We start from the raw sequence: 13,356 nt of genomic DNA, 5'->3' as shown, positions 1-13,356 counted from the left end.
AGGATGACGACGTCCCGAACGCTCAGGCTAATCGCCAGGCCACTCAACCTCAAATCCAGCGCCGCACCCTCTTGGCATAGTCGCGGTATTTCTTGCCGAACTTCGCCGCTAGGATCTTTTCCTCCTTCTCGATCGCCAGCTTCTGCGTGCCGAAGGCGGCGAGGAAGGCGAAGATCAGGAACCAGGCGATGCCGGTAATGAAGGCGACGCCGATCAAAAGCAGCGTGTTGGCGAGATACATCGGGTTGCGGGTGATGCCGAAGGGACCGGACGTCACCAGGTGGTCGGGCTCGGCATTGGGGTCGAGCGTCGTCCTGGCCTTGAACATGGCGCGGATGGCGGTGATCCAGAGCATGGCGACGCCGAACAGCGCCACCCAGCCGACGCCGAACATGAGATCGCCGAATATGTCGCCGATCCAGGGCAGCGGGTAGAGCATGCCGAGCACGATGCTCGCCGCGATCGCTGCGACATAGATAACCGGCGGCCAGGGAATGATCCCGTGTCTGGGCTTTGCGATGCCTGTCATTGCTGCCCTCCCTCCATCTGGTCCTCGGTCGCGGCGGTGCAGGTTTCCGCCAGGTCGGCCAGATGCGATTTCCAGACGCTGGACTGGTCGTTGGCGTAGAGCTTGTCGAGAGACCCTTCGCCCTTCAGCGTGTCCAGCATGCAGCCACAATAGCTCGTACAGAACTTGCTGTCCCGCTGCTGTTCGCACTGTGCCTGGCAGGCTGGCAGGAAGCCGGCTTCCTTGTCCTGAGGGGCGGCGGGCATGACTTGCGAGAACAGCCAGACCGAGCCGAACAGAAGCGGCTGGTGGATGAGGTAGAAGGCGAGGCTGTGACGGCCGATGAAGGTCAACGGGTTCGACCAGCGGCCGGGTGTCCACGCTGCCAGCCGGGCAAGCAGGCCTGACGCCGAAGCAAGCTTGACCGCGGCTATGCCCGCAAGCACGGCGCCGAACCAGGGAAAGAGCGGCACATAGTCGTTGGAACGCGGGTTGGTGGCTGAAAGGCCGACCCACCACAGCGCCGGATGGTCGAAGAATTCCGACCGCAGATAATAGGGTGCTGCGATGACGGCGGCGGCAATGATTGCCGTCAGCAGCCAGGGCAGCCTGAGAAAGGCGAGGCCGAGCAGGCTCGCCAGCGCGATCTCATGCAGGATGCCGAAGAAGATGAAACCATCCGGCGTGACGAGATAGGTGACCGCCGAAATGGCGATCGCCGCCACGGCGACCATGGCGAAGCGCTTCCAGAAGCCTGGCCAGCGGATCTGGCGGCCATGGGCGAGGAAGAGGCTGACGCCGACCAGGAACAGGAAGGTCGAGGCAATGCAGCGCGCATAGAATTTCCACCAGCCGAATGCGGTCAAAGCGGGCGCGGTGTAGCCGAAGTTTTCGAGGTCCCAGGTGAAGTGATAGCTCGCCATCGCAATCAGCGCGACGCCGCGCATGATGTCGAAGGCGGCGATGCGGCCCTGCTTGGGCGCGCCCCGAACGGGTTCGCTCGTCGTTTGAAGGCTCATCGTCTGACAATCCGATTCAGTCGTGCCAAACGACTATCACGGTTCAAGCCGACGACAGAAGCAGACGGCCATCAATGCGTTTCATGGCAGCCATCAAATTCCGCTTTAGGCCAGCGGCGGAAAGCCTTTGGCAGGCTTCGCTTTTCGGCCCCCGGGGGTCGGTTTCCTGCTACTTGCCGGCGGCTGGTCCGGCCAGATTTGGCAAAGCGATTCACGTCCCGGAGGGCCGATGTCCACCCATGTGCGCCATCCGATCTGGCTTCCGGCCCTGCGGCCGGCCGATGCGCGCACATTCGCCTCGCTTTATGCGGTGGAATCCTTCGCCCGCGCCACCATCTCCAGCGTGATCCCGATCCAGGCCTACGAGATTCTGCACAATGAGCGGATCGTCTCGATCCTCTACACCATCGTGTCGCTGATGGGCCTTTCGGTCACGCTGTTCATGCCGATGCTGATCCGCCGCTTCGCGCGGCGCTGGGTCTACACGGCCGGGTGCGTGCTGCTGGCGATCGGCTCCGCCTTCTTCGTCACCCACACGCTGCCCGGACAGATTGCCGGCATGCTGTGCCGCGTCATGGGGGCGAGCGCGCTGTCGATCACGCTCAACCTCTACATCATGGATCACATCCGCAAGACCGACTTCATGCAGGCCGAATCGCTGCGCATGGCGTGGTCGATGTTTGCCTGGACGGGCGGGCCGACGCTCGGCATCTTCCTCTACACCCATTTCGGCATCTATGCCGCGCATGGCGCGGTCGTGGTGTTTGCCTTCGCGCTGCTTTGCCTGTTCTGGTTCTACCGGCTGAGCGATAATCAGTCGATCCGGCCCGGCAAGTCGCGTCCGGCCAATCCGCTCGCCAATATCGGCCGCTTCGTGAAGCAGCCGAGGCTGAGACTTGCCTGGCTGATCGCCTTCGGCCGCTCCTGCTTCTGGACGACGTTCTTCGTCTATGGCCCGCTGTTCATGGTGATCACCGGCGAGGGCAAGCTTGCCGGCGGCCTGCTGGTCCCGGCCGGCAATGCGCTGTTGTTCGTGGCGATCTTCTGGGGCAGGGCAGGCAGGCGCTTCGGCGGGCGCCGGGTCATGACCTTCGCCTATTTCGCCATGGCAGCCATGCTGTTTGCGGCCGGCGGCATCGGCGAGGCCGCGCCGCTGCTCACGGCCGCGCTGCTGCTCTGCGGCGCGCTCTTCACCATCGCCCTCGACGCGCTCGGCTCGACAGCCTTCATGCGCTCGGTGCGCTCCTACGAGAAAGCCCAGATGGCGGCCGTCTACCGCACCTATCTCGATTTCTCCGAGCTGACGCCGCCGCTCGTCTATTCGGTTGTGCTCACCTTCTTCGGCCTGGGATCGGTGTTCGTCACGCTTGGCATCCTGGCCGCCTTCTGCGGCTTCGTCACCTGGCGCTATCTGCCGAAGGCGTTTTGAGCGCCGCGTGGCGCTCGCGCACCCAATCGTGAAAACGGTGCAGGTCGTATTCCTCGGGCATCAGCACGCCGGCCTCGTGGCGCATCGAGCGCAGGCCCTTCTGGTTGACCTCGCAGATCGCGGCGTCCTCCTCCAGCACCTGGTTGCCGAAGGCGACGATGTTGTCGATATCGGTCTTTCCCAGCGCATCCGGAGCGAACAGCCATTCCGCGGTGAGCTCGGTCCGCTCGGGACCGAGCGGGGCGAGCTGCACCGTGCGCATATAATCGACATGGCCGACGATGAACATCGAGGGCAGCGACGTGGCGTAGGTCTGGCCGGCGGCGCGCTCGGCCGGGGTCAGGCTCGGGAAGACCGGGCCATGGACGTGGCCGTCCCGCGACCAGGTTTCGGCCCCGGCGCGCAGGCGACCCGAGAATTCCGGATCGTCATTGTCGGCATGGCGAGCCCATTCGGGATCGTCATGCCTGGCCATCAGGCCGCGACCATAGATCGGCACCAGCCGCGACAGGTCCTTGTGCACGCCCGGGCAGTGCAGGCATTCGTTGAAGTTTTCCCAGAAAATCTTCCAGTTGCAGTTCATCACCTTGGTCAGCCGATGGCCGGTGACGAGCGTTTCCAGTGGCCAGTTGGAAAGATCGCCGGAAGCCCGGTCGAAGGCAGCTTCCGCTGAACCGCTGGCATCTTCGGCAAGGTTGATGAAGACGAAACCGCGCCAGACCGAGAGCGCCACCCGGTAGAGCGGATAGTCGGCCTTGTCGAAGCCGTCGGGTAGCGATTTCGACGGCACCCGCACGAGATCGCCGCGCAGCGAATAGGACCATGCGTGGTAGGGGCAGGTGAGCAACCTGGCCTTCAGCCGCCCAGCGTTTTCCTGGCAAAGCTGAGAGCCGCGATGCCGGCAGGTGTTGTGGAAGGCGCGCAAGGCGCCGGTCTCGTCGCGCAGCACGACGATCTCCTGGCTGCCGATGCGCACCGTTCGGAAGGCAAGCGGCTCGGCGAGATCGGCCTCGCGACAGACCATCAGCCAGCTTCGGTACCAGATGGCGTCCAGATCGCGCCGGTATGCTTCGGCGTCCCAATAGGCCGCCGACGGCAAGGTCGGGTGGAGGCTGGTCAGGCCGTTGTAAGGATCGCGTTCGCTCGGATTGGGCTGCATCGGCTACTCCTGGCTGCGAATAGCCGACACCCGGGCTAAGGAGTTGTCAATCGCGAGGCGGCCGCATTGTTTCAGTCGCGCAGGAACCTTATGGTCGCGCGCATGCTGCCAAGAACCATGTCGCTTACCGAGGAGCTAGTCGCCCGCTGCTTTCGCGTTGTCGAGGATAGCGGGCCCGATCCCGATGCCGAGCATCTGGATGACGCCGACTATGACGCGATGACGCGTACGCTGGAGTCGCAGCTTCCCGCCAACGAACCGCTTTGGCTGTTTGGTTACGGTTCCCTGATCTGGAAGCCCGAGATCGAGCATGTCGAGGAGCGGGTGGCCCTGCTGCGCGGCTGGCGCAGGTCCTTCTGCATGAAGATGACGCGCTGGCGCGGTACCAAGGAAAGTCCGGGCCTGATGATGGCGCTGGACCGCGGCGGGCAGTGCAAGGGCGTCGCCTTTCGGCTGGGCGACGGCAACAGGCGCGAGCAACTCGACAAGATCCTGCGGCGAGAGGTGACGCTGAAGCCGACCAGCTACCATCCGCGCCTGCTCAACCTGACGAGCGATGCCGGTCCGCTACGGGCGCTGGCCTTCGTCATCAACCGGCAGGGCACCACCTATGCCGGCCCGTTGAGCGAGGAAGCGGTTGTCGAAAGGCTGGCGACCTCCTGCGGCCATTGGGGCTCGGGCGCCGACTATCTCTACAACACAGTGAAAAACCTGGAGCAGCGCGGCATCCATGACGCGCATCTGTGGCGGTTGCAGCAGCTGGTCGCCGCCCGGATCGCCGGCTCGTAGCGGTCGTGAGCCGTGCCGCAATCGCGCCGAGCGGTGGCGGAATTTGGTTTGCCGGTTTGAGCGCTTCTGCCTAAAGTCGCGCCCTGTCAGCCCATTGGCTGCCGCAAGATTTCATCCGAGGACCAAGACAGGAATGACCGGCGCGACAGCCGCGAGCGGCAATAGAGCTTCCGACCGGAGACTGACCTTCATCCTGGGCGGCGCGCGCTCAGGCAAGAGTTCGCATGCCGAAAACCTGACGACCGCGAACCCGTCGCCCTGGACCTACATCGCCACGGCGCAGGCCTATGATGACGAGATGCGCGAGCGCATTGCGCTGCACCGGTCGCGGCGCGGCGAAGGTTGGGTCACTGTCGATGCGCCGCTCGACCTGGTCGGCGCAGTCGAGGCTTTGCCGAATCACGAACCGGTGCTGATCGATTGCCTGACTTTGTGGCTCACCAATCACATGCTGGCCGAACATGATGTCGAGGCCGAATGCCGGCGGCTGGCTGACGTGCTGTCGCGGCCGCGCGGGCCGTGGTTCGTGGTTTCCAACGAAGTCGGGCTCGGCATAGTCCCCGACAACGCCCTGGCGCGCCGGTTCCGCGACGCCGCGGGCCGGCTCAACCAGCAGGTCGCGGCCGCTGCCGACAGCGTTCTCATGATGGTGGCGGGGCTACCGCTCAAGGTGAAGTGACATGGCTGAAATCGAGGACCAGACGATTAGCGAGGGGGACGCCGAGCGCCATCGCGCCAAGATGGCCAAGCGCAAAGCGGTGCAGGATGCCGAGGTCGCCGGCAAGACGATCGAGAAAGGCCTGCTGATCGTCAACACCGGGCCGGGCAAGGGCAAGACCACGGCGGCTTTCGGCCTGGCGCTGAGGATGCTTGGCTACGGCAAGCGGGTCGGCGTCGTTCAGTTCATCAAGGGCAAATGGCATACCGGCGAAAAGGACGCCTTTGCAGCCTTCGGCGACCGCGTCGTCTGGCATGCGATGGGCGAGGGGTTCACCTGGGAGACCCAGGATTTGAAGCGCGACATCGCCGCCGCCGAAGCCGCCTGGGCCAAGGCGCTGGAACTGATGGCTGATCCGTCGATCAGCCTCGTGGTGCTCGACGAGCTCAACATAGCGCTGCGCTACGATTATCTGGACCTGAAACAGGTGGTGGCGGCGCTGAAGGCGCGGCGGGGCGATCTGCATGTCATCGTCACAGGCCGCAACGCCAAGCCGCTGCTTGTCGAGGCGGCCGATCTCGTCACCGAAATGGGGCTGACGAAGCATCATTTCTCGGCGGGCGTGAAGGCGCAGCAGGGGATCGAGTTCTAAGGTGTGCTGATATTCAGGTGAGGCCGGCCTGCAAACGCCGGCTTCCTGCGCTTCCGGTGCTCACGTACTTAAGTACGCTCCGCTCCGGTTCTCGGAATCCACCGTTTTCGGCTCGGCCTGACCTGAATCTCAACACACCATCGTTAGCGGCTGATCGAATCTGAGCCGCTGATCGAAATGGTCAGATAGATCACGATCGCCGACAGCACCGCGAACAGGCCAAGCAGCAGCCAGTCGGCGACACGGTAGAGCTTCAGCGCCTGGCGGATGTCGGTGCTTTCGGCCTCGCGGCGGCCGCCTTCGCCCATGAAGGCGTCCTCCACGACCTCGCCGCCATAGCTGCGCGGTCCGGCGAGGGAAAGCCCCAGCGCACCGGCCATCGCGGCTTCCGGCCAGCCGGCATTGGGCGAGCGGTGTTTCCTGGCATCGCGCCGCATCACCTGCCAGGCGCCGTGTGGGTCGGCGCCCGGGACCAGAAAGGCCGCCAGCACGATGAGCAGGCCTGTCAGCCGCGATGCGGGCAGGTTGATCAGATCGTCGAAACGGGCGGCCGCACGGCCAAAGGCTTCGTGTTTCGGCGTGCGGTGGCCGATCATCGAATCGGCGGTGTTGGCGGCCTTGTAGGCAGCGCCGCCGGCGAGACCACCGACGCCAGTCCAGAAAGCGGGCGCGACGATGCCGTCGGAGAAGTTCTCAGCCAGGCTTTCGATCGCTGCGCGGGCGACACCCGCTTTGTCGAGCTTTTCGGGGTCGCGGCCGACAATGCGCGAAACGGCGATGCGGCCGAGCGTCAGGCCGCCGGTCTCCAGCGCGTCGGCGACCTCCTCGACATGCTCGGCGAGGCTTTTCTGCGACAGCAGCGTGGAGCCGAGGATGGCGGCAATGACCAGACCCGACGGGAAGATCAGCCAGAGCATGACATGCAGCGCAAGGCCGATGAGGCCAGGCACCAGCAATATAATGAGCAACGCCCCCACACCCTGGCGGCGACGTATTTCGTCGGAATCGGTGGCGCGGTTGAGCCTGCGATCGAGAAAGGATATCAGCCTGCCGATCCAGGTGACCGGATGGCCAATGGCATTGAACAGCCAGTCCGGATAGCCGAGGACCCGTTCGACGGCGAGTGACAGGAAAGCGATCAGGACAGACATGAAGCTTCTAAGCGGTGCGATCGCGGCGGTTGATCATGGCGGCAGCCTTGGCCGGGCAAGCGCGCTTTTTCCTCATGCGCCACAACCTTTCGTGGACCTCTCGACAGGTATCAACCCACACTCCTATCCGCTTTTCGAATTGCCCGCCACCGCCCTGTCCCGATTGCCGGAGGCAGCACAACTGCGCGAATTGGCCGAAATTGCGGCCACGGCCTATGGCGCGCCGTCGGCGTCGCATGTGGCGGCGGCGCCCGGCACACAGATTCTGCTGCCGCGCGTTGCTTCGCTGCTACGGCCCGGCAAGGCGCTGGTGCTCGGCCCGACCTATGCCGAACACGCCCGCGCCGCGGCCATCGCCGGCCATGCGGTGGCGGAGGTCAGCGATTTCAACGCACTGGCCGACGCGGATCTCGCGGTGCTGGTCAATCCCAACAATCCGGACGGGCAGGTGATCGAAAAGCCGCGCCTGCTTGAGCTCGCGGCGCTGCTTCGCGCCAAGGGCGGGCTGCTCGTCGTCGACGAGGCCTTCATGGATGTCGGCCCGATCGAGCAAAGCCTGGCGGGGGATGTCGGGGCGGGCGGCATTGTCGTGCTGCGCTCGTTCGGCAAGTTCTTCGGCCTTGCCGGCGTGAGGCTCGGCTTTGCGCTGGCGGATCAACTGACGGCCGAACGGCTGGATGCGCAGCTCGGGCCTTGGGCGGTGGCCGGTCCGGCGCTCGAATATGGCATCCGCGCCCTGTTGGATGCGGGATGGCAGGCCACCATGCGGCAACGCCTGGCAGAGGAAGCCATGCGGCTCGACTTGCTGCTTGGCCGCTTCGATGTGCCGGTCGCCGGCGGCACCAGCCTGTTCCGCTATTTGTCGTTTGCCGAGGCTCCAAGCCTGTTTTCGGTGCTCGGCGAGCAGGGCGTGCTGGTCCGGCATTTCGCCGAGCGGCCTGGAGTGCTGCGTGTTGGCTTGCCGGGCAGCGAGCCAGAATGGCAGCGCCTTGAAAGCGCGCTTGCCGCCTGGGCCGCACGGCGTAAGGATGTGCCGAAGGAGATCGGACAATGATCCATGTCTGTTCGCTGTCGAAGGTCGACGAAACCGTGGCAAGGACCGGTGCACAGCGGCTGCTTTCGCTGCTTGCCGCAGGCACGGAGGTGACCCGCCCGGCCTCGATCCTGGCGGAAAACCATCTGCATCTCGTCATGCACGATATCGCCGTGGCGCAGGAAGGCATGACGATGCCGGGTGAGGAGCACGTGCGGGCCTTGCTCGATTTCGCCTATCGTTGGGATCGGGCAAAACCGCTGGTCGTGCATTGCTATGCCGGCGTCAGCCGCTCGACGGCGTCGGCCTACATCATCGCCGCGGCGCTGGCGCCGACGCGCGACGAGATGGAACTCGCGAAGACGCTGCGCTTCCTGTCACCGACAGCGACGCCCAATCCACGGCTGATCGCGGTTGCCGACATGCTGCTTCAGCGCGACGGCCGCATGATTACGGCGATCGAGGCGATCGGGCGCGGTGCCGACGCGTTCGAAGGAGTCCCCTTCGAATTGGGGATCGAAGCTTAGATCACAGCGGACGCACCGCTACGACAGCCAGTCGGTCAGCTTCGCCTTACGAACATCCTTGACCAGGCTGATAAAGCCGTCGGCCTGATGCTCGGCGGTGAGCCGACCTTTCTCGGCGGTGGCGATCGAGGCATCGCCGACCACGCCGTTTGGGTTTAGGTCGCTGGCGATCCAGGCAAAGGCGTGCGTTCCGGTGTGGCGGAGCAGGGCGAATTCCTTTTCGGCGCGGCCGACATTTGAGACGAAATTGTCCGCCTTGCCCATGTCGACGAGGTCGGGCCGGAAGTGCAGCATCAGCGAGGTCTCGACATCGCCGCCATGGATGCCGTGACGGTCCTCGAGCTCGGTGTACATGCCGGCCGGCCGGCCGAAGCGCTGCCAGCTCGTCTTCACCGACAGCATTTTGGCGCGCACGCGCAATTCGCGGGAAACGATGCCCATGATCTCTTCATTGCCGCCATGCGAATTGACGATGATCAGCTTTCTGACCCCGGCGCGCGCGATCGACAGGCCAAGCTCGGTCCAGGCATCCACCAGCGTGGTCGCCGGCAGGGTGAGGGTGCCGGGTGCATGCAGGTGCTCGTTCGACTTGCCGACCGCCTGCACCGGCAGGATGCGGATGTCGAGATCGTCGGGCAGGCGCGCGATCACCGTTTCCAGCATGCCGGTCATGATCGATGTGTCGGTCGAGACGGGCAGATGCGGGCCGTGCTGCTCGATCGCCGCCACCGGCAGCACGGCGATGGTCGCCTCGGCATCGATCGAGGCATATTCGGTCGTCCGGTAGTCGCCCCACCACACTCGTCTTTTCGTCAATGTCGTCTCCCGAAAGTTCTGAAAACCAGCCAGCAGGGTCTAAATCGCCCGGCGTCGATGGGCAACCGTCAGCCTGCCGCGAGCACCTCCACCTCGACCTTGAATTCCGGGCGAGCAAAGCCCGAAACAATCATCAGCGTGGAGGCGGGCGCCGGGTCTGAAAAGAGCCGGTTGCGGACGTCCATATAGGCCTGCAGATGTTCGCGGCCGGTGACGAAGGCGTTGATGCGCACCGTGTCGTTCAAGGTCAGCCCGGCTTCGCTCAGAATCGCAGCGATGTTCTTGAAGCAGAGCTCGGTCTGCGCGCCGGCGTCCTCGGGAACTTGGTCGTCAGCCCCGATGCCCAGTTGACCGGAGCATAGCACAAGCCGCTTTCCGGCAGGTATTTCAACGCCGTGGCTGTAACGGGCGAAGGGCGGCTTGATGGTCTTTGGGGCGAGGTATTTCAGCATGGCATTCTCCTGTGCGCCGGCAGACTAAGGCTCGATTCATGAAAGCTTCAAGATGCGGTGCATGCCGCCCGAGCGATTATGGACAGGCGTCCAAAAAATAGGCACGATGCCTCGCGTACAGCATGACCCTTCCGGTCTCGGCAATGACTGCCGCGCAAGCGGGCGGTCCGGGCGGTGGCATGTGTCTTGCTTCTTGAACCAATGGTGTCGAGCCCAGCGCGCTGCGCGCCGGAGCCAACAGAGGGTGAGTTTATGATCGGAAATGGGAAGATCCTGGCGGGCTCGATCGCCTTGCTGGTGGCGGGCACGCTGGCTGCTGCCGCAAACGAGAAGGTGACGTTCGGCACCAACTGGCTGGCCGAGCCGGAGCATGGCGGCTACTATCAGGCCGTTGCCGACGGCACCTATGCCGCGTGCGGCCTCGACGTCACCATCATGCAGGGCGGCCCGCAGGTCAGCGGCCGGCCGATGCTGCTTGCCGGCAAGATCGATTTCTACATGGGCGGCAATTTGCTGTCGGCCTTCGACGCCGTGCAGCAGGGCATCCCGATGCGTGTCGTCGCCGCCGATTTCCAGAAAGACCCGCAGGTCATCATGTCCCAGCCGGGGCAGGGGCTGGACAAGTGGGAAGACCTGAAAAACGCCGACCAGTACATTCTCGGCGACGAGGGCGCGCAAACCTTCTTCCAGTGGATGGTGACCGAGCTCGGTTTCGATGCGGCGAAGCGCGTGCCTTACACCTTCAATCCGGCGCCGTTCATCGCCAACAAGAAATCGATCCAGCAGGGCTATGTCACGTCCGAGCCGTTTGCGGTGCAGAAGGCCGGCGGCTTCGTTCCGAACCAGTTCCTGCTCGCCGATTACGGCTGGGATACCTATGCGACGACCGTCGAAGTCATGCAGGACACGATCGACAAGCGGCCGGAGGTCGTGCAGTGCTTCGTCGATGGCTCGGCCAAGGGCTGGTATAATTATCTCTACGGCGACAACAAAGCCGCCAACGACATGATCAAGAAGGACAATCCGGACATGACGGATGAGCAGATCGCCTTCTCGATCGAGCAGTTGAAGAAGTTCGGCGTCGTCGATTCCGGCGATACGGAAAAGCTCGGCATCGGCGCCATGACCGACGCGCGCATCCAGAGCTTCTACGACAAGATGGTCAAGGCCAAGGTCGCGCAGCCGGGTATCGACATCAAGAAGGCCTACACGCTGGCCTTCGTCAACAAGGGCGTCGGGCTGGAGTTGAAGAAGTAAGGCGGCCTGCCTGAGATGATCCAGGAGAAAGTGGCGCAGAAAGCGGCATCGGGCGAGGGCCCGATGCTGCTTTCGCTGCGCGACGTCGGCAAGGTCTTTTCCAACGGCGTGACGGCGCTGAGCAAGGTCGATCTCGCCATCCGCGAGGGCGATTTCCTCAGCCTGCTCGGCCCGTCCGGCTGCGGCAAGTCGACCGCGCTCAGGCTGATCGCCGGCCTATCGACGCCGACCTCCGGGCAGCTCGACTGGCGCGGCTCGATCGACCGCTCGAACATCGGCTTCGTCTTCCAGGAGCCGACGCTGTTGCCTTGGGCAAGCGTCTTCGACAATGTCTGGCTGCCGCTGAGGCTGAAGGGCGTGTCGCGGGCCAAGGCGGCGCCGGCGGTGATGGAGATGCTGTCGCGCGTCCATCTCACCGGCTTCGAGAACGCGGTGCCGCGCGAGCTTTCCGGCGGCATGAAGATGCGTGTCTCGATCGCGCGCGCCATGGTGACGAAGCCGCGCATCCTTCTGATGGACGAGCCCTTCGCGGCGCTGGACGAGATCACCCGCTTCAAGCTCAACAACGACCTTCTGGAACTGTGGCAGGACGAGCGTTTCACCGTGGTCTTCGTTACCCACAGCGTCTTCGAAAGCGTGTTCCTCTCCAGCCGCGTCGTTGTCATGGCCGCGCGGCCGGGCCGTGTTTTCGGTGAGCTTCCCATCGGCGCGCCCTATCCGCGCGACGAGGTATTCCGGACCTCACCCGACTACGCCGCGCTTTGCCGCCAGGCCTCGGACGTGCTGGTCGACGCCATCAACTCAACCGCCGGACCCCATCATGACGGCCATTGAAGACACTGGGCTGAAGCTTGATCCCGAGGAGGCGCGCCGCGTCCGCCAGGAGCGGCTGGAGCGGATCGGCAAATGGGTGCTGCCGCTGGCGATCATGGTGCTGGCGATCTGGCTGTGGGATCGCATCTGCGTCTGGAACGAGATCCCGCAATATATCCTGCCGCGTCCCGGCGTGGTGCTGCAGACGCTGCACAATGATGCCGGCCTGTTGTTTTCCTCGCTGCTGGTAACGCTCAGGATCACCTTTCTCAGCCTGCTGCTTGCCGTCATTGGCGGCGTCGGGCTGGCGGTGCTGTTCGCACAGTCGAAATGGGTGGAGATGTCGTTCTTCCCCTTCGCCATCGTGCTGCAGGTGACGCCGATCGTGGCCATCTTTCCGTTGATCAACATCTATGTGAACAACCAGACCGTCAAACTGCTGCTCTGCGCCTGGATCGTCGCCTTCTTCCCGATCCTCTCCAACACCACGCTCGGGCTGAACTCCGTCGACCGGAACCTACGCGACCTGTTCAAGCTCAACGGCGCGACACGCTGGCAGCAATTGCGCTATCTGCGCCTGCCGGCGGCGATGCCCTATTTCCTCGGCGGGTTGAAGATCGCCGGCGGCCTGTCGCTGATCGGCGCCGTGGTCGCTGAATTCGTCGCCGGCGCACAGGGGCAGTCGTCTGGCCTTGCCTCGCGCATCATCGAGGCCGGTTACCGGCTCAACGCGCCGCGGCTGTTCGCGGCGCTGATCCTGATCTCGCTCACCGGCATCCTGATTTTCCTGGTGCTGTCGCTGGTGTCGCATCTGATCCTGCGCCGCTGGCACGAGAGCGCGCTGAAGCAGGAGCGCTAGAGTGGTTGGCGTGATTAAGAACGGTGACGGCCTGCTTGGGCCAGAGACACAGCGAACAGGCGTGCGGAGACATCGCGAACAGTTTTATACCGCCGCACTCTTGGGCGACCGTAACGGAATGGATCCTCGGGTCTACGCGTCCGCTTCGCTCCCGCTGCGCCCGTGGATGACGAAGGACAGGACGGCATATGCAAATCGCCGATGCTGGAGATTTGTAGGAGCCGCGGTATCCCA

Annotated in this window: 15 protein-coding genes; 9 read left to right on the top strand and 6 right to left on the bottom strand. The window is 64.1% G+C overall.

Annotated elements, in window-relative coordinates; all coding sequences use genetic code 11:
- Window positions 1-49 precede the first annotated feature (49 nt).
- Complete coding sequence (locus CK230_RS01990) at window positions 50-529, bottom strand: isoprenylcysteine carboxylmethyltransferase family protein (protein ID WP_095815510.1); 480 nt, start codon at window positions 527-529, stop codon at window positions 50-52.
- Window positions 526-1,527, bottom strand: a complete 1,002-nt coding sequence (locus CK230_RS01985; protein ID WP_095815509.1) for a DUF1624 domain-containing protein — start codon at window positions 1,525-1,527, stop codon at window positions 526-528. Before CK230_RS01985 ends, CK230_RS01990 begins: the two co-directional genes overlap by 4 nt.
- Before the next feature lie 229 nt (window positions 1,528-1,756).
- Here CK230_RS01985 and CK230_RS01980 point away from each other — a divergent pair, with 229 nt between their 5' ends.
- A complete protein-coding gene (locus tag CK230_RS01980) occupies window positions 1,757-2,956 on the top strand; it encodes an MFS transporter (RefSeq protein ID WP_095815508.1) in 1,200 nt (399 codons plus the stop codon).
- On the opposite strand, the gene CK230_RS01975 is transcribed toward CK230_RS01980, so the two are convergent.
- Window positions 2,925-4,115 (bottom strand): aromatic ring-hydroxylating dioxygenase subunit alpha, encoded by a 1,191-nt coding sequence (locus tag CK230_RS01975; RefSeq protein ID WP_095815507.1) that lies wholly within the window; start codon window positions 4,113-4,115, stop codon window positions 2,925-2,927. The genes CK230_RS01980 and CK230_RS01975 overlap by 32 nt on opposite strands.
- Window positions 4,116-4,217: 102 nt before the next feature.
- Here CK230_RS01975 and CK230_RS01970 point away from each other — a divergent pair, with 102 nt between their 5' ends.
- The 3 genes from CK230_RS01970 (at window position 4,218) to cobO (ending at window position 6,214) form a co-directional block, all read left to right on the top strand.
- The gene (locus CK230_RS01970; protein ID WP_095815831.1) at window positions 4,218-4,904 is read left to right on the top strand and encodes a gamma-glutamylcyclotransferase; all 687 of its coding nucleotides are present in this window, start codon (window positions 4,218-4,220) and stop codon (window positions 4,902-4,904) included.
- Between the two features lie 133 nt (window positions 4,905-5,037).
- On the top strand, window positions 5,038-5,583 hold the full coding sequence (gene cobU, locus CK230_RS01965; protein WP_095815506.1) for a bifunctional adenosylcobinamide kinase/adenosylcobinamide-phosphate guanylyltransferase: 546 nt from the start codon (window positions 5,038-5,040) through the stop codon (window positions 5,581-5,583).
- A gap of 1 nt (window position 5,584) precedes the next feature.
- Window positions 5,585-6,214, top strand: coding sequence for a cob(I)yrinic acid a,c-diamide adenosyltransferase (cobO, locus tag CK230_RS01960; RefSeq protein WP_095815505.1), 630 nt, complete (start codon window positions 5,585-5,587; stop codon window positions 6,212-6,214).
- Window positions 6,215-6,357: 143 nt separating this feature from the next.
- On the opposite strand, the gene cbiB is transcribed toward cobO, so the two are convergent.
- Window positions 6,358-7,365, bottom strand: coding sequence for an adenosylcobinamide-phosphate synthase CbiB (gene cbiB, locus CK230_RS01955; RefSeq protein WP_095815504.1), 1,008 nt, complete (start codon window positions 7,363-7,365; stop codon window positions 6,358-6,360).
- Between cbiB and cobD the strand changes: the two genes are divergently transcribed.
- Both cobD and CK230_RS01945 read left to right on the top strand, forming a co-directional pair.
- Window positions 7,364-8,419: a threonine-phosphate decarboxylase CobD gene (gene cobD / locus CK230_RS01950; protein WP_095815503.1), complete on the top strand. Its 1,056-nt coding sequence runs from the start codon at window positions 7,364-7,366 to the stop codon at window positions 8,417-8,419. The two genes, cbiB and cobD, sit on opposite strands and share 2 nt — an antisense overlap.
- The gene (locus tag CK230_RS01945; RefSeq protein WP_095815502.1) at window positions 8,416-8,925 is read left to right on the top strand and encodes a tyrosine phosphatase family protein; all 510 of its coding nucleotides are present in this window, start codon (window positions 8,416-8,418) and stop codon (window positions 8,923-8,925) included. The genes cobD and CK230_RS01945 overlap by 4 nt, the downstream gene beginning before the upstream one ends.
- 18 nt (window positions 8,926-8,943) lie before the next feature.
- On the opposite strand, the gene CK230_RS01940 is transcribed toward CK230_RS01945, so the two are convergent.
- Both CK230_RS01940 and CK230_RS01935 read right to left on the bottom strand, forming a co-directional pair.
- On the bottom strand, window positions 8,944-9,741 hold the full coding sequence (locus tag CK230_RS01940) for a creatininase family protein (protein WP_176479983.1): 798 nt from the start codon (window positions 9,739-9,741) through the stop codon (window positions 8,944-8,946).
- A gap of 68 nt (window positions 9,742-9,809) precedes the next feature.
- Entirely contained in the window at window positions 9,810-10,193 is a 384-nt protein-coding gene (locus tag CK230_RS01935; protein ID WP_095815500.1) for a RidA family protein, read from the bottom strand.
- Window positions 10,194-10,445: 252 nt separating this feature from the next.
- Here CK230_RS01935 and CK230_RS01930 point away from each other — a divergent pair, with 252 nt between their 5' ends.
- The 3 genes from CK230_RS01930 to CK230_RS01920 are packed head-to-tail and all read left to right on the top strand — an operon-like array spanning window position 10,446 to window position 13,122.
- Window positions 10,446-11,450, top strand: a complete 1,005-nt coding sequence (locus tag CK230_RS01930; protein ID WP_095815499.1) for an ABC transporter substrate-binding protein — start codon at window positions 10,446-10,448, stop codon at window positions 11,448-11,450.
- Between the two features lie 15 nt (window positions 11,451-11,465).
- The gene (locus CK230_RS01925) at window positions 11,466-12,284 is read left to right on the top strand and encodes an ABC transporter ATP-binding protein (RefSeq protein ID WP_095815498.1); all 819 of its coding nucleotides are present in this window, start codon (window positions 11,466-11,468) and stop codon (window positions 12,282-12,284) included.
- Complete coding sequence (locus tag CK230_RS01920) at window positions 12,271-13,122, top strand: ABC transporter permease (RefSeq protein ID WP_095815497.1); 852 nt, start codon at window positions 12,271-12,273, stop codon at window positions 13,120-13,122. Before CK230_RS01925 ends, CK230_RS01920 begins: the two co-directional genes overlap by 14 nt.
- Window positions 13,123-13,356 lie beyond the last annotated feature (234 nt).

It is taken from the genome of Mesorhizobium sp. WSM3859, assembly GCF_002295065.1.
Taxonomy (GTDB): Bacteria; Pseudomonadota; Alphaproteobacteria; order Rhizobiales; family Rhizobiaceae; genus Mesorhizobium.
This window is presented reverse-complemented; position numbering and strand designations above follow the sequence as displayed.